13 protein-coding genes and 2 pseudogenes are annotated in these 15,305 nt (G+C 58.6%); 9 read left to right on the plus strand and 6 right to left on the minus strand.

The genetic code is table 11. The features are described from left to right. The first annotated feature begins 130 nt into the window (after positions 1–130). Both J2Z31_RS25830 and J2Z31_RS25835 read left to right on the plus strand, forming a co-directional pair. Complete coding sequence (locus J2Z31_RS25830) at positions 131–433, plus strand: hypothetical protein (protein WP_209606099.1); 303 nt, start codon at positions 131–133, stop codon at positions 431–433. Between the two features lie 91 nt (positions 434–524). Next, on the plus strand, positions 525–3,542 hold the full coding sequence (locus J2Z31_RS25835; protein ID WP_209606101.1) for a type ISP restriction/modification enzyme: 3,018 nt from the start codon (positions 525–527) through the stop codon (positions 3,540–3,542). 112 nt (positions 3,543–3,654) lie between these two features. On the opposite strand, the pseudogene J2Z31_RS25840 reads toward J2Z31_RS25835, so the two are convergent. Beyond that, positions 3,655–4,038: pseudogene (locus J2Z31_RS25840) on the minus strand (ISNCY family transposase); the annotation flags it as partial. Between the two features lie 82 nt (positions 4,039–4,120). On the opposite strand from J2Z31_RS25840, the gene J2Z31_RS25845 reads away from it, so the two are divergent. Next, positions 4,121–6,199, plus strand: a complete 2,079-nt coding sequence (locus tag J2Z31_RS25845; RefSeq protein WP_209606103.1) for an AAA family ATPase — start codon at positions 4,121–4,123, stop codon at positions 6,197–6,199. Between the two features lie 81 nt (positions 6,200–6,280). Here the strand turns inward: J2Z31_RS25845 and J2Z31_RS25850 are convergent, their stop codons facing one another. Together J2Z31_RS25850 and J2Z31_RS25855 are read right to left on the minus strand one after the other, a co-directional pair. Further along, positions 6,281–6,937, minus strand: coding sequence for a hypothetical protein (locus J2Z31_RS25850; protein ID WP_209606105.1), 657 nt, complete (start codon positions 6,935–6,937; stop codon positions 6,281–6,283). A 30-nt stretch (positions 6,938–6,967) separates the two neighbouring features. After that, entirely contained in the window at positions 6,968–7,630 is a 663-nt protein-coding gene (locus J2Z31_RS25855) for an SOS response-associated peptidase (protein WP_209606107.1), read from the minus strand. Positions 7,631–7,740: 110 nt separating this feature from the next. Here J2Z31_RS25855 and J2Z31_RS25860 point away from each other — a divergent pair, with 110 nt between their 5' ends. Further along, the gene (locus J2Z31_RS25860; RefSeq protein WP_209606108.1) at positions 7,741–7,956 is read left to right on the plus strand and encodes a hypothetical protein; all 216 of its coding nucleotides are present in this window, start codon (positions 7,741–7,743) and stop codon (positions 7,954–7,956) included. Between the two features lie 105 nt (positions 7,957–8,061). Here J2Z31_RS25860 and J2Z31_RS25865 read toward each other — a convergent pair whose 3' ends face one another. Together J2Z31_RS25865 and J2Z31_RS25870 are read right to left on the minus strand one after the other, a co-directional pair. Further along, complete coding sequence (locus J2Z31_RS25865) at positions 8,062–8,430, minus strand: hypothetical protein (protein WP_209606110.1); 369 nt, start codon at positions 8,428–8,430, stop codon at positions 8,062–8,064. After that, the gene (locus tag J2Z31_RS25870; protein WP_209606112.1) at positions 8,423–8,593 is read right to left on the minus strand and encodes a hypothetical protein; all 171 of its coding nucleotides are present in this window, start codon (positions 8,591–8,593) and stop codon (positions 8,423–8,425) included. The genes J2Z31_RS25865 and J2Z31_RS25870 overlap by 8 nt, the downstream gene beginning before the upstream one ends. Before the next feature lie 557 nt (positions 8,594–9,150). Between J2Z31_RS25870 and J2Z31_RS25875 the strand changes: the two genes are divergently transcribed. Beyond that, positions 9,151–9,996 carry a hypothetical protein gene (locus tag J2Z31_RS25875; protein WP_209606114.1) on the plus strand — a complete coding sequence of 282 codons (846 nt, stop codon included), beginning with the start codon at positions 9,151–9,153 and terminating at the stop codon, positions 9,994–9,996. A 193-nt stretch (positions 9,997–10,189) separates the two neighbouring features. Here the strand turns inward: J2Z31_RS25875 and J2Z31_RS25880 are convergent. Further along, positions 10,190–10,346 (minus strand): annotated as a pseudogene (locus J2Z31_RS25880) (CsbD family protein). Between the two features lie 746 nt (positions 10,347–11,092). Between J2Z31_RS25880 and J2Z31_RS25885 the strand changes: the two are divergent. From J2Z31_RS25885 to kdpA, 4 genes are all read left to right on the plus strand, one after another. After that, positions 11,093–12,493 (plus strand): TrkH family potassium uptake protein, encoded by a 1,401-nt coding sequence (locus J2Z31_RS25885; RefSeq protein ID WP_328243653.1) that lies wholly within the window; start codon positions 11,093–11,095, stop codon positions 12,491–12,493. Then, positions 12,486–13,157 (plus strand): potassium channel family protein, encoded by a 672-nt coding sequence (locus J2Z31_RS25890; RefSeq protein WP_209606118.1) that lies wholly within the window; start codon positions 12,486–12,488, stop codon positions 13,155–13,157. The genes J2Z31_RS25885 and J2Z31_RS25890 overlap by 8 nt, the downstream gene beginning before the upstream one ends. 341 nt (positions 13,158–13,498) lie before the next feature. After that, complete coding sequence (gene kdpF, locus J2Z31_RS25895; RefSeq protein ID WP_209606263.1) at positions 13,499–13,585, plus strand: K(+)-transporting ATPase subunit F; 87 nt, start codon at positions 13,499–13,501, stop codon at positions 13,583–13,585. 13 nt (positions 13,586–13,598) lie between these two features. Beyond that, positions 13,599–15,305: a potassium-transporting ATPase subunit KdpA gene (gene kdpA / locus J2Z31_RS25900; RefSeq protein ID WP_209606271.1), complete on the plus strand. Its 1,707-nt coding sequence runs from the start codon at positions 13,599–13,601 to the stop codon at positions 15,303–15,305.

The raw sequence follows: 15,305 nt of genomic DNA on the forward strand, positions 1-15,305 counted from the left end.
GCGTTCGTCCCGTGGTACCGGGTCCGTTTCTCCGCGCCCGAGCGCGTCTTTGAGTGCGTCAGCGCCGGAGCGCAAGGCGGGACAAGAAGAAGAGAGCGGGGCGGAAACTGCGGTTGCCCTTTGCGACTTGATGGATCAGCATATCGCTGCGCTACGGGCGACCGCGGATGCCGTTCATGCGTCCAATGAGGGCATGGCGATCGCAGAGGTTACGAGCGTTGCCTATACAAACGCTCTGCTAGGCGTCGGGCGAAAAGAAGAAGCCGGCCGACTGTCGATCATCAATTACACTCCGCGAGGCGATCGGGAGGCGAGGCTGAAGCTGACCTATCTGGCAGCTTACCTGATCGCGACCGGGAGCACTCTGACCGCCAATGAGATGAATTCCGTTTTGAAAGCCCCTCGCGGCCGGGCAGGCACATCGGTTCCCTGATTGCGCCGAACGGAGGTTTCGGCACTACTAGCGCGAGAATAGACTACCCTCGTCGATCGCAATCGAATTAGATTGCAGCATCGGGGGAATCATGAGCCAGCAACTTATCAATCAATATCTCAACGAGATCGACCGCCTGCGGAAGTTTTCAGGCTCGGTGACCGAGGGGGTTATTTCCGAGGCCTTCAAGGATCTGTTGAAGACCTGGTCCCGTCAGCTGAATTGGCAGTTCGCCGCACAATATGAATTCGCTTCGTCACAGAAATCGCGGATCCGACCGGACGGCACGATCTTCCACAGTCTCGGCCTGCCTTTCGGCTATTGGGAAGCCAAGGATACGGCTGACGACTTGGACGTAGAGATCCGCAAGAAGCTCGCAAAGGGTTATCCCCAAGACAACATCATCTTCGAGAATTCACAGGTTGCCGTCCTCATCCAGGATCGGGGGGAGGTCTTCCGCTGCTCGATGACGGACAACGACGCGCTTCTGAAGCTGCTTAACCTGTTTTTCGGCTACGAGCGCGCGGAAATTCGTGAGTTCCGCAAGGCAGTCGAGGAGTTCAAGACCTATCTCCCCTTTGTGTTGGACGCGCTTCGAACCCGCATCGAGGCGGCTTACACAGAGAACCCCGTCTTCCGAGCGGCTGCGCGGAAATTTCTGGATCATTGCCGCGATACCATCAACCCGACGCTCGGCGAGGCCGATGTCCGCGAAATGCTGATCCAGCATATCCTGACGGAAGAAATCTTCGCTAACATCTTCAACGAGGGTGATTTTCACCACGAGAATAACATCGCCAGAGAGCTCTACGCGCTGGAAGGAAAATTCTTCACCGGCGCGGTGAAGAAGGAAACGCTGAAAGGTCTCGAACTCTACTACGCGGCCATTAAGGCCAATGCCGCGCAGATCACCAGTCACTCGGAGAAGCAGACCTTTCTCAAAGTTATCTACGAGAATTTCTACAAGGTCTACGACACCAAAAAGGCTGACCGCCTCGGGGTGGTCTACACGCCAAATGAAATCGTCAGATTCATGATCGAGGGCGCCGACTGGCTGTGCGAGAAGCATTTCGGCAAGAATCTAATCGACGAGCATGTCGAGATCCTTGATCCCGCGACCGGGACCGGCACCTTCATCTGCGAACTGCTCGAATATTTTCGCGGGGATCCGCGAAAACTCGCACAAAAATACAAGAATGAATTGCATGCCAACGAAGTGGCGATCCTCCCCTACTACGTCGCCAACCTGAATATTGAGGCGACCTACGCTGCGATTTCCGGCCAGTTCGCTGAATTCAGCAATCTCTGCTTTGTCGACACACTCGATAATGTGGCGGGCCTGGGTATACGTTCCGGCCACCAGCACGACATGTTTGCAGCGCTGTCGGACGAGAACGTCGAGCGGGTCAAGCGACAGAATGCCCGCAAGATCTCCGTCATTATCGGGAATCCGCCTTACAACGCGTGGCAGGAAAACTTCAATATGCGCAATCCGAACCGAGCTTATAAGCGGATAGATGAGCGCATTCGAGATACGTATATTTCGAAGGGGACCGCGCAGAACCAGAGCTCAGTCTACGACATGTATACCCGCTTCTTCCGCTGGGCGTCCGATCGCCTGCATGACGACGGCGTGATAGCGCTGATCACCGGACGGAAGCCGTTCGCGAAGATGTCTTATGATGGTTTCCGCCGCACGGTTGCAGCAGAGTTTAGCGAGATTTACGTTGTCGACCTTGGTGGGGACGTCATCGCAAACCCGAAGCTCTCCGGAAATAAGCATAATGTATTCGGCATCAAAACCGGCGTTGCAATTACATTCCTTGTCAAGCGTCGAGCACTTAAAACCTGCAAGATTTTTTATGCCCGCCGTCCGGAATTCGAGACCGCGCAGGACAAGCTAAGTTTCTTATCCAATACCAGAGCATCCGCGATACAGTTCGATCGGATAGAGCCCGACCGAAACGCCAATTGGTTGGATCACGCTGAAAACGTTTGGGATGATTTCATGCCGATGGTCAGCAAGGGCGCGAAGTCCAACAAAACAGGCTCAAAGAACCAAGCAATATTCCGACTGTTCAGCACCGGACTAAAGTCGCAACGCGATGAGTGGGTCTACGACCTCGATCCCAAACACCTGTCCAATAAAGTCTCTTACTTTTGTGATGTTTATGAAGCTACACGTCAAAACGCGGACTTCGGAGCCCGCGACAGTATCAAATGGGATCGAGAACTTGAAAAATATCTTGGGGCAGGCGTTCCGAAAAACTTCGATGAAAAAGCGATCCGCGTTGCACTGTTTCGCCCATTTAACAAGCGCTACGTCTATTTTGATCGTCACTTCAACGGAATGACCTACCAACTTCCTTACATGTTTTCGGATCGCGCTTCTAATCCGAGTATTGTCTGGAGCGATATTGGCTACAGGGCAGATTTTATGGCTACGGCGTCGGAGGTGTTGCCCGATCTGCATTGTGGGGCGTCTGTCGATGCCTATAAGGTTGTGTCGCTCTATCGCCATAGCCCTGACGGCGAGCGGGTAGATAATATCACTGACTGGGCGCTCAAGCAGTTTCATAATCATTACGGCAAGGCGCAGAAGCTCACCGCCCTAAATCTGAAGCACGAGCTCCCGCGCATTCCTTTCTATCCCGACTTTCCCAAATGGGCCGACTGGGGCAGGAAGCTCATGGAACTCCATATCGGCTATGAGACGGTCGAGCCCTGGCCGCTCACCCGCACCGATAAACCCGATGAGAAAGCGCGAGCAGCCGGCGTTCCTGTGAAAGCGATGTTGAAAGCAGACAAGGTCAACGGCATCATTCATCTCGACAGCGAAACAATGCTATCCGGCATCCCAAAGGGTGCCTGGACCTATAAGCTTGGCAACCGGTCGGGCCTCGAATGGATTCTGGATCAATACAAGGAAAAAACGCCGAAGGATCCCACTGTCCGCGAAAAGTTCAACACCTACCGCTTCGCAGACTATAAGGAGAAAGTTATCGACCTTCTCGCTCGCGTCACCCGCGTTTCCATGGAGACCCTCGCGGTCACGGGAGCTATGGCGTCAACCAGGCGGAATGAGATCGCGGAGGTCGATGTGGCGTAGGACGCGAGTTTACGACCAGGCCGGCAGCCCGACGTGGCTGACAACAACCTGGTCGCGGGCGGCACGAATGGTGCCAGCGCGGACGGTCTGGCGCAGGGGTGGTAGCTGGCATAATTCCCGCTGCGATCGAGCGAAGCTGCTGGTTCTCAGTGATCGCCGCATGCGTCACCCGCTGGTTCTTGTCGAACATCCTGTGGGGCAGGGAATGCCCCTTCCAGCGAAAGTCGAGCCGGCCGACGGCATAGGCATAGGTCTCGACATAGTGACCGGCCAAACCCTGCGTCACCTCAGTCTTCTCCAGCATGATCCGCTTGCGCTCGAACGAGAACGTCAGTTGCGAGCCGACATAGCGCTGTTCGCGCTTGCACAAGATCTCCTTCAGCCGATCCGGCGCAAGATCGACGGGACGATGCAGGTCGCCGGAGCGGGCAGCCGCGGCTGAAGCTGGTGGATCGACATGGAATCGAAACCCGCGGATAGGGAGTGCACGCCCGCCAAAGGTGTTGACGGGCGCACTTCCTCGCATTGCAATTGTGGCATGCTGAAGTGATATTCGGGGCTACGGGAAAGGGCGCGGGATGAAGCTAACCAGGTTCAATGTCAGGAATTTCCGGTCGGTGGTCGACAGCGGCTGGGTGGAAGTCAATCAGGTCACCGCACTCATAGGCGTGAACGAGTCCGGCAAGACCAACCTGCTGCTGCCGCTGTGGAAGTTGAATCCCGCAAGGGAGGGCGAGCTCAAGCCGACTTCCGACTATCCGAAGGCCACGTTCAATGACATCCAGGCCTCGCCGGCGTCGTTTGCATTCATCACGGCCGACTTCGATGCCAGCGACCTGGCGGAGGAACTTGCTGCCCTGACGGGGCTGCCGAGGTCCGTGCTCGATGTCGTGAGCGTCAGCCGTTTCTACGACGGGGAATATCTCGTCAGCTTCCCGAAGCATAAGCAGCGTCGCTCCATAGAGGAGGCCGACGCTGTCGGCATGCTGCAGAAAACCCTTGGCGAGCTGGGCAGCATCGCCGCCTTGGCCAAGGAGGGAACGCTCAGGAAGGAGCTCGAGGCTGCCGTTCGCTCCGTCGCCGAATCCTTCGAGGGCAGGGGTCCGCTGGACAAGGCCGGCTTGCGCCAGGCAGCCGCGAAGCTGCGGCAATCGCTGCCCGAGAATCCGGCCCCGACGAGTTCGATAGTTCCGCGTTTTTCCGCCCTCCTCGAGGAGCTTGAGGCTGCCGCCAAGCAGCTCGAAATGCCGGAGCCGGGAAACATCGAGGAAGTCCGGAAGCTGGTAATCGGCAAGCTCCCGCGCTTCGTCTACTATTCCAACTACGGCAATCTCGATTCCGAAATCTACCTTCCGCACGTTGTCCAGAACATGCGGCGGGAGGACCTTGGCGTGCGCGAGGCCGCGAAGGCCCGGACCCTTCGCGTCCTCTTCAGTTTCGTCAAGCTCCAGCCGGATCAGATCCTCGAACTCGGCCGTGACATCCAGGAGGGCGAGAAGGGCAACGAAGCCCGGATAGCCGAGGTGTTCGAACGGAAGCGCACCCGCACGATCATGCTGAACTCGGCGGGGACGGACCTGACGAAGCGTTTCAAGAACTGGTGGAAGCAGGGGGACTACACTTTCGAATTCCAGGCGGACGGCAACCACTTCCGGATCTGGGTCAGCGATTCGCGGCGTCCTGAGAAGGTCGAGCTGGAGGACCGCAGCACCGGCCTGCAGTGGTTTCTGAGCTTCTATCTCGTCTTCCTGGTCGAGAGCGAGCAGAGCCACCAGAACTCGATCCTGCTGCTGGACGAACCTGGGCTGTCGCTTCATCCGCTTGCCCAGCGTGACCTGTCCGCGTTCTTCGAGAACCTCTCCCACACCAATCAGCTGCTCTACACCACGCATTCGCCGTTCCTGGTCGACGCGGACATGCTGGATCGTGCGCGCAAGGTGTACGTGAGCGAAGACGGGTCGACGAAGGCTTCGTCCGACCTCAGGAGAGGGCACGAAGACCCAAGGAAGTCAGGCGCCACCTACGCGATCCACTCCGCACTCAACATGAACGTGGCCGAGAGTCTGCTTCTCGGTTGCCATCCCGTGATCGTCGAGGGGCCTTCGGACCAGCACTACCTGGCCATGATCAAGACGCTGCTGATCGCGGCGCAGCGCATCGCTCCGAAGCGGGAGATCGTGTTTCCGCCGTCCCATGGCGCCAAGAACGCGAAAGTGGTGGCGAGCATTCTCAGTGGCCGGGACGAGGTGCTGCCGATCATGCTGCTGGACGGAGACGAGATCGGCCGCAAGACGGCGACGGACCTAAAGAACGGCATCTACCAGGCCGCCAAGGACCGGGTGCTGTCGACCGACGACTTTTTGGGATTCGCGAATTCGGAGATCGAGGACCTGCTCCCGACGGACTTCTTCTCTGACGTCATCGACCGTCAGCTCCGGCAGGCGGACATCCCGTTCTCCGACGTGGCACAGGCTGGCCGTCCCATTGTCCCTCAGGTCGAATCCTGGGCTGCCGGACAGGGAATTGAGCTCGCAGAAGGCTGGAAGGTCGACATCGCCCGTGAGGCGAAGAAGCGCGCGCTCGCACGTGGCCACGCGAAGTTCGAGGCTGACGTGCTCGACCGTTGGGCCAAGCTCTTTGCCGCTATAGCAAGCTGATTGCCGCGGGCGTGCTTCTCGCCGGCGTTCTATTGGTTCCGGCCTGGACCGCAGGGCCACGTCTATTGAACTCGGGAATCCTCAACTTCCGCAGGCACCTACCGCGGCTGATTCGCCGAGAGGGAAGGAAAAAATCGCGCGATAAAATCGCGTAATAACAATTATGGAACTCAAGTGCCTGATATCTTGATATTTATCCGCGAACGGGAATGGCGCTGCGGCGTCAACGACGGCATCGACCACTGCGAGGAACCGATCCACAAACGACAGGAACACGGTGAGATAGGTACACGACACATCGAGCGCCTCGTCTCCGAACGTCATGTGCTGATCCGCCGCCCGGAGTCCGAAATGCACCGTACGCGTAACTCCATCCTCGGTAATCGGGCGTGGGCGATTCTTCCCGGTCCCATATAGCTGGTCGTCAATGTGTTCGAAGTGGTTGCGGGCTTTCTTCATCACTTTGAAGTCACAGGAATCCACATGGGACTTGGCTTCGCCTCCCAAGCGATCCGCAGCCATCTTCATGAATGCGACGATGCGACATGCCGCGGTCAAAAAGAAGTGGAGCTCGACTAGTGCGGAATCGATTTCTCCCGCACTCCAACGGGACATGAAGGCCGCGTGCCGTTGTTCGGTAGCGGCCCGATAGCGGGGAATCCATCTTAAGGCGTCTGCAACAGCTCCGGTCGGGTCGACCGTCTGAAGTACAGGGAATCTCCGCAAAGAATCGTTCATTGCTTTCGGATCCTCAGCATTTATCCCGCCTCAAAGGAGGCTCGGCTCGCCGACACGTTCAGTAGTCAGCAGCAGCATACCGCCACTCGGATACGGCCTCTGCAGTTGCCTAGCGTCCTTCCACTCCGCAGTGAGCCAGAGCTCGATCTCTGCCGGCTCCGTCAGGATGACTGGCATGGCCTTCGGATGAATTGGCTTCACAATCTCATTGGTGTCGCAGGTCAGAAAACCGAATAGCTCGTGTTCGCCGCCGCGCGGATTCTTCATGGATCCGCGCTCTCCCTTCCAGGGCGTCCAGATTCCGGCGAAGAAGGCGAGCGGTTCGCTCTTGTCGAGCGCAAACCAGCGCGCCGTCCTCTTCGGCTTCGTATCCTCGTATTCACAGAATGCCGTCCACGGCACGATGCAGCGATATTGCGGCCCCAACCAGCGCCGCCAGTGCGGTGAGTCGACGTTGCGGATGTTGGTGACGCCGTAATCCGGTTTGCCCTTGGTGACGAGCGGCGGCGACGGCATTCCCCAGGTGAGATTCACCAGCTCGCGTTCGCCGTCGGCGGTATTGCGGATGACAGGCCCGGGCTTGTCGGGAAATACTTCGGTCGAAGGCCTCGCTCGGTTGGTCATGTCGCGGTGCGGCCTGGCCGCGCGCCAGAGCTCGTCAAACTCGACTTCGATCCGATAGCGATTGCACATGCATCCCCCTTATCCATCGCGGTGTGCCCTGCCGATCCGAAAGCCATTGCCTTCTGTATTCCCGCACCTGGTGATCTGAGCAGCGGCCGAAGATCATCGAGCGTGACGTCGTGGCCATACTTGCCAGCGAGGCCCCATCGGTCAACCCATTGGTTGTGGTCGCAATTGGCACAACGCGCGCCGAGCAGTTGATCGTCTGCGAGATCGGCGAGCCGCAGATGACCGATGCCGCGATCCCGATCAATGGATCCCTTTTCAGGGATCAGGTCGATTCCGCGTCGATGGCGCATCGCCCCCTCCTCCTTATCGTCGGGGCTTTCCTATGAAGATGGTGTTGCCGTCGCGATTTTCGCACTTCTTGCATCGCATTCGCCGCTCGAGGCGAAGGATTCTCTGACCTTTGCCGAACCGTGCAGCCAATGCCCGCCGATTCAGCCGGTCGATGTGACCGCTGCGCCGGCACTTGCAAAGAACGTCGCACCATTCGGGAAGATTCTCGAATGTGATCTCGTCAGGGTCGCCGGCTGGGGCCGCATCACCAGCCGGCGTCGTCGAGAGGCGGACAATTCCCCTGGCGGCATGTCGTAGGTGAGCTTGCAGCGATCCCGGTAGAGATTGGCGCTCTTTGCGCAGCCGATCGCCGCCGAGATTTCGCCGAGGAGCGCCGGCATGCTGCGGTCGCCGAGCCGATCAATGAGCGCCTTGGCGTCATATTGCCTCTTTACGCCGCACTCGCATTTGACCCGGATCTTCTTCCAGTACAGTCGCTCCGACAGCAACCATGTCCCGGATCTAGGCATGTTTCAGCTTCCACTCCGGCCGATGTTCCATGCAGAACCATTGGGGTTCGGCCTTCCCCGCTGCAAGGCCGAAGCTGCCCCATTTCTTGCGGCCAGGATGCTCGCACCAGTGCTCGTGATGGACCGATTCCGTGCGCGCGCTCGAGCCTGCTTCATCGCTCATTCTCTGACACCCTGCCGTCGTTCTGTGAATTTGTTCCTAAAATGTTCTCATTTGAGGTTACAGTCAACGGCTGGCGTCGACGGACAACTCCCTGCTACATTTCTATTCATGTCACAAATTGACCGCCTAAATCCGTTCCTGCGAGGCCCCGCCATCATTCGATTTCCCAGAATGGCACTGTTGGCCCGTGATTTTGAGCCGCCCTTGGCAGAAGGTGAAGGCGAGCTCAAACTCGTCGCTGACCGTGAGTTCTCTTACCGAATGACGGGAAAGCCGATTGAGCTGGCGCATACGCTCCGCGCAATCAATCGCCTGCAAACAGACAGCTATAATGGGTTGAATAGGTTCCGCCTTAAGATGACCGATGCCGACGGGCTAGAGTGGAGTGGCGGCTGGACTATCCCTGAGTTCAACCCCGGCGATGACGATTGGGTGTTCAGCGGCACGTGTGATGGGCTGAGCACTGTCATCACTGGGCGGCGACGAGCGAAAGTGGGGCTGAGGCTCGCTTTATCATTCCCCGAAGTCATAGCGCCTCGATCATTCTCCGGCGCTTCGTGCGGAGCAACGATGAGACCGATGGCGCACACGCCGTTCGTATCATCAACATCCTCGGAGTTCCGGTCAGATTCGCTTTCGACGGCGAGGCCAACGTACTTTCTATCTCGGCCATCTGTTCGCCGGCTCTGCCGGCACACCTAGCGGAGAACTGGTTCGGCGAGCCGCTCCGCATTCTGTTCGGCCAGTTGGTGTATTCGCGTCTGGTCGAGCGCCGCTTTCCGGACGGACGCTCGATGGTCTCTGTACGGCAGTCGCCGGCCTGGACTCTGGACTCCGCATGGACTGCTCTTTGGATCGACGATGACCACCTTACGAACGACGCTGATTTCTTTGACCTCTATGCTGGGCTCTTGACCCTGATCGCGCGTGACGGACAGTGGGAAGGCCATTCAATTACCAAGTTCTATGAGGAGGTGATCCAATCCGCGCATGGATCGAGGTGGGTGATGGCCCTGACCCTGGCCAGCAGTATCGAAGGACTGGCGCGTTTTCTCGTCCCTAAGGGCACGCTGCGACCCGATGCCGATCAGGCGGCAATCGATTCCCTCCTCGCGCACATCGACAAGTGGTCGGGCGCGCAGCGGCTGAAGGACGCAGCCGCTAACGCGGTTGGGAAAGCGGATGAAGTTTCTGTACTGCGGGCGCTGTTGACACTCGCGGACGGCGGAGTGGGAACCCGCCCCCAAGTCGGGTCCTGGAAGAAGGTCCGCAACAGTGTCATGCATGGCGAACTCGTCTCGCCTTATTCCAGCGAGGAGGACGACCAGATTATCATCGATCTCGCTGATCTGCTTCGGGCGCTCACGCGTGAGATAGCTCGGCGCGCGCTCGCGCAGAAATAGCTTCGTTCGGGACATCGGTCGGACGAAACTATTTTAGCATTCGCGAATTAATAGAGGTCGCTCCTCCATCTGGAGCGACTCCAAGTCCCCCAACTACTGATGGCAAGCAGTGCCCGCTGAAAAGCGGGCACTGCCGACGCAATCGCAAGAGAAGACCCGCCGAAACGGGTCGATCTCTGTGGCGGGGATGCAATTACCAAGTCTGACGGTTGTACCAATCATCGAGATCGCGCCGCACCTGGTCTCGGGCAATGCCGTAGCGTTCCTTCGAGCTGGTCACGGCTGCCGGCAATCTGGTCCAGGTCATCGTCAGCTTGCTTCCAGTTGCCTTCTACACGGTTCCAATCCATCGCGGATTCCTCCTGTTCAAGGCGCATCGAACGGCATGCGCTGTTCACCAGAGGTGCAACGTCGCGATCAGGAACATCGCAACAAGAGCAAGTGCAACGAATGTCGCGATCCACTCGATCAGCTTGGCACGTTCCTAATGACGCATAACGTTCGCCCTTCCGGCTGCCAAAATTGAGACAGAGCGGAAAAGTTCCGCGGGGCACCTGCCGTGCGCTCTGTCGGCTGCGATGTTACCCAGGGCACTATTCAACAATGCCGATTGATTTATCCTGACCGTCGTCAAGCGCAGTACCTCCTCCCACTGCGCAAGACGTCGATCGGTCCCACTCCTCCTCCCAGGACCGATCAAGCTCAAAGACCCCGACGCCTCCTCCCGGCTCGGGGTCTTTTCGTTTTTACAGGCTCTACAGCGCCGTGATCAGGGCATCAGCCGTTTCGTGTCGCGTCCAGCCAACGGCCTCCGCCGCGGCTGCCACAGCCTGAAACATGGCTTCGATCGCTTCCTGGCAATCGAGGTGTCGATCCGGGTGACAACAAGAAGTGCTCGAAAACGTACGCTAAGGCCGAACATAAGGCGAACCGTCCTCTGACGCGATGAGCCTGGAGCAGCTCCGCTCCCAAGGACTCAAATCTCTCGTGCAAACTTGCAAAGCGAGCAACATATCGAACTTCTCGGCCTAGGCTGCAGAGAAGCGTCCTATGTATCGTGGCGGGAATTGACGATGGACAACGACTTTGTCAGGTTGTGCCTCCTGGCCCGTGTGCCGCTACCGGCAGATCAATTAAAGCTGCCGATTCTACAAAAAGGTGGGAGTTGCCACGATCGATTCGACACCCTGCACGGCTGGTGCCGATGGCGTTCCTTATTGCCATTCTTGTAGGCACAGGATTGCTGATGCTGCCGGTGTCTCGCGCGGAGCCCGGTGGAGCTCCACTAGTCACCGCGCTATTTACCGCCACCTCGGCAGTCTGCGTCACCGGCCTAATCGTTCAAGACACACCGACCTATTGGTCCGCTTTTGGTCAGAGCGTGATCCTCGCGTTGTTCCAGGTCGGTGGTTTCGGAATTATGACTGGGGCAACGCTTCTGGGCCTCCTCGTTACTCGCAGATTGAAACTGACCAGGCGCCTTATCGCCCAAGCGGAAACCAAGAGCCTTAGTCTGGGTGATGTCGCGGCCGTCCTTCGCCTCATCTTTCTGGTCACAGTGGCAGTCGAACTGCTGACAACAGCCGTGCTGACTTTGCGCCTCCGCTACGGCTATGACTATGATTGGAGCGACGCGCTGTGGCATGCCCTCTTTCATGCGGTCTCGGCGTTTAACAACGCAGGCTTCTCGACATATTCGGACAGCCTCATCGGCTTTGCGCTAGATCCTCTTATGCTTGCTCCGATTATGGCTTCCGTCGTCATCGGTGGCCTCGGTTTTCCGGTTCTCCATGAACTTCGGCAGAACATGCGGCATCCCGCACGCTGGTCTGTCCACACGAAGATCACCCTACTTGGAACAGCTTTTCTGCTCATCGCCGCACTCGCGGCGACGGCCGCCTACGAATGGAACAATCCGGCAACATTGGGCGCGTTCGACTGGACGGGGAAGCTCCTAAATGCCGCGAGCCATTCGGTGATGGCGAGAACTGCCGGCTTTAACAGCGTCAATATTGGAGAGATGCACGTTGAGACCCTGGCGGTGACGTATGTATTGATGTTCATCGGCGGCGGCAGTGCCGGAACTGCTGGCGGCATAAAAGTGACGACGTTCTTCCTTCTTGGCTTTGTCGTATGGGCCGAAATTCGAGGGCAACCGGATTCAAATGCGTTTCGACGCCGTATCGGCTCCCACCCCCAGCGTCAGGCATTGGCCATTGTCTTGCTGTCGGTTGCCTGCGTCGGAGCGGGGGTGCTCATTCTGCTCAGTGTCACGAGCTTCCCTCTTGAGGATGTCATGTTCGAGGTCATTTCAGCCTTTGCGACCGTTGGCCTATCTACAGGGATTACCGGAGGTCTCCCTCCCACAGGACAACTGGTTATCATTGTCTTGATGTTCATCGGGCGCGTGGGCACGATTACAATTGCTAGCGCACTCGCGCTGCAAGAACGCAATGTACTGTTCCGATACCCAGAGGAGCGCCCAATCGTTGGCTAAGAACAGCATCGTCCGCGGCGACGGCGTCGTCGTTATTGGTCTCGGCCGCTTCGGCAGCGCGGTTGCCCAGTCCTTGGTCCATCTTGGCCACGAGGTTTTGGCCATCGATGAAAGCGCCGAGCTGGTTCAGAATTGGGCGACGCGGTTGACTCACGTAGTGGAGGCGGACAGCTGCAACACCGATTCTCTGCGTCGCCTCGGCGTTCAGGACTTTCCCCACGCCGTCGTCGGAATAGGCACGGATATCGAAGCGAGCGTGCTTACAGTTCTGGCGCTCTCCGAACTCGGAGTGCCCGACATCTGGGCAAAGGCCATCAATCCCAACCACGGCCGCATTCTGGAGCGTACCGGTGCGCACCACGTCGTATATCCAGAAGCGGCCATGGGCGAGCGCGTCGCCCACCTCGTTACTGGCAAGATGATCGACTTCATAGAGTTTGACGATGGCTTTGCCATCGTCAAGACGACTGCACCGGAGGAAGCTGTCGGCAAATCGTTGGGAGAATCCGCGCTTCGCAGCAAGTACGGAGTTACGATCGTCGGCGTCAAACGGCGGAAAATGGACTTTACCTATGCCACGCCGGAAACGATGGTCGAGGCGGGTGATCTGCTGATCGTGTCAGGACCAACAAAACTGGTTGAAAGGTTCGCAGCGCTTACTTGAGGTTTTACTGCCCGAGCACCTCAATGTTTAGGCGTCGCACGTAGCGGCTCACCGTCGCGCGAGACGATGCGTTTAACCATGTCGATCAGGAGGCTCACCTCTGGTCAGAGTGGTTTGCTCGGCATTGATCGAGCCTCATGGCGCCATTCTTTACGCATTTTTTATGGCCTGACCTCGCTTTCAACATGGCGCCCTTACGCCCGGTAGCTCCATTTCTCGGGCCGACATCCATGAAAGGAGCCGGCTAATGTTCGACCTAATCTACGTCGCGCTCGCCGTTGGCGGCTTTCTGGCTTTTGCAGTCGCCGTGCGCGCCTGCGAGCGCCTGTGAGGTGCCGGCGATGATCGAGTATGTCATCGGCGGCGCTGTCGCTCTGGCACTTCTTGCCTACCTCACGGTCGCATTGCTGCGTCCTGAACGATTCTGACGGAGGTGCGGAAGTGGCTACCGACATTCTTCAATTCCTGCTTTATGCAGCCATCCTGGTCGCGCTCGCCTGGCCGCTCGGCCGCTACATGGCGCGGGTATTCCAGGGCGAGCGCACGCTGCTTTCCCCGGTGCTCGTTCCGGTGGAGCGCGGCATCTATGCGGTTGCCGGCAAGTCCGCGATGCAGGACCAGCACTGGACGCGCTATGCGCTTTCTCTACTGGTCTTCAATCTCGCCGGCTGGCTGTTGCTTAACGCGATCCTGCGGCTGCAGCATCTGCTTCCGTGGAACCCGGAAGGCCTGGCGCCGATGCCCCCGGACCTCGCCTTCAACACGGCCGTCAGCTTCGTCACCAACACGAACTGGCAGGCCTATGGTGGCGAAACGACGCTCTCCTATTTCAGCCAAATGGTCGGGCTCACGGTGCAGAATTTCGTCTCGGCCGCCACCGGCATCGCCGTCGCCGTTGCCGTGATCCGCGGCTTTGCGGCCCACAGCGCCAAGTCGGTCGGCAATTTCTGGGTCGATATCACCCGCTCGATTCTCTACGTCCTGCTGCCGCTGTCGATCATCGGAGCGCTCGTGCTCATGTGGCAGGGGGTGCCGCAGACGCTGGGCGCCTATGTGCCGGTGACCACGCTGGAGGGCGCGCAGCAACTCATCGCGCAAGGACCGGCCGCCTCACAAATCGCCATCAAGCAGCTTGGCACCAATGGCGGCGGCTTCTTCAACGTCAATTCCTCGCATCCGCTCGAGAACCCGACGCAGCTCTCCAACCTGCTGCAACTGGTCTACATCCTGCTGATCCCGGCAGCCTTCTGCTTCCTGTTCGGGCACATGGTGAAGGATCAGCGGCAGGGTATCGCGATCTTCGCCGCCATGGGCATCCTGTTCGTCGTCGGCCTCGCCGTCGTTTACGGCGCGGAGATTGACGGCAACACGTCCTATGACGTCCTACCGATCGATCAGACGGCAGGCAATATGGAGGGCAAGGAAGTCCGCTTCGGGACCGGTCTTTCCGCGCTCTGGGCGGAGGCCACGACGGCCGCTTCCAACGGCTCGGTCAACTCCATGCATGACAGCTTTACGCCACTCGCGGGTCTTGCGCTTCTGCTCAATATACAGGTGGGCGAGGTCATCTTCGGCGGTGTTGGCGCTGGTTTCTACGGCATGCTGCTCTTCGTCGTGCTCACCGTGTTCCTAGCCGGACTGATGGTCGGCCGCACACCGGAATATCTCGGTAAGAAGATCGAGGCGAAGGAAGTCAAGCTCGCAGTCCTCGCCTTCCTGTCGATGCCGGTCGGCATCCTGGTCTTCGGCGCGGTTGCCGCCGTTGTTCCGTCCGCCCTGGCGGCGGTTCAGGATCCCGGCCCGCACGGACTATCGGAGATCCTCTACGCCTATTCATCTGCTACGGGCAATAACGGTTCGGCTTTCGCCGGTTTCGGTGCCAACCTGCCGTTCCACACGACGCTGCAGGGCATCGCCATGCTTCTTGGCCGCTACGCCTTCATCGTGCCGATGCTGGCAATTGCCGGGGCGCTTGCGACAAAGACGCCAGCACCGGCCTCGGCCGGCACCTTTCCGACCCATGGGCCGCTCTTCGTCGTCCTGCTCATGGTGATCGTCCTGATCCTCGGCGGGCTCACTTTCTTTCCGGCACTCGCCCTTGGCCCGATTGCCGAGCAGGTGGCGATGATTGCCGGCCAGACGTTCTGA

The sequence above is a fragment of the Sinorhizobium kostiense genome (assembly GCF_017874595.1).
Lineage (GTDB): Bacteria > Pseudomonadota > Alphaproteobacteria > Rhizobiales > Rhizobiaceae > Sinorhizobium > Sinorhizobium kostiense.

What these genes read in the sequence shown, in the direction of transcription:
- J2Z31_RS25855 (WP_209606107.1), bottom strand. Translation starts at nt 7,630, where the DNA reads ATGTGCAATCGCTATCGGATCGAAGTCGAGTTTGACGAGCTCTGGCGC.
- J2Z31_RS25830 (WP_209606099.1), top strand. Translation starts at nt 131, where the DNA reads ATGGATCAGCATATCGCTGCGCTACGGGCGACCGCGGATGCCGTTCAT.
- J2Z31_RS25865 (WP_209606110.1), bottom strand. Translation starts at nt 8,430, where the DNA reads ATGCCTAGATCCGGGACATGGTTGCTGTCGGAGCGACTGTACTGGAAG.
- J2Z31_RS25850 (WP_209606105.1), bottom strand. Translation starts at nt 6,937, where the DNA reads ATGAACGATTCTTTGCGGAGATTCCCTGTACTTCAGACGGTCGACCCG.
- J2Z31_RS25835 (WP_209606101.1), top strand. Translation starts at nt 525, where the DNA reads ATGAGCCAGCAACTTATCAATCAATATCTCAACGAGATCGACCGCCTG.
- kdpF (WP_209606263.1), top strand. Translation starts at nt 13,499, where the DNA reads ATGATCGAGTATGTCATCGGCGGCGCTGTCGCTCTGGCACTTCTTGCC.
- J2Z31_RS25845 (WP_209606103.1), top strand. Translation starts at nt 4,121, where the DNA reads ATGAAGCTAACCAGGTTCAATGTCAGGAATTTCCGGTCGGTGGTCGAC.
- J2Z31_RS25870 (WP_209606112.1), bottom strand. Translation starts at nt 8,593, where the DNA reads ATGAGCGATGAAGCAGGCTCGAGCGCGCGCACGGAATCGGTCCATCAC.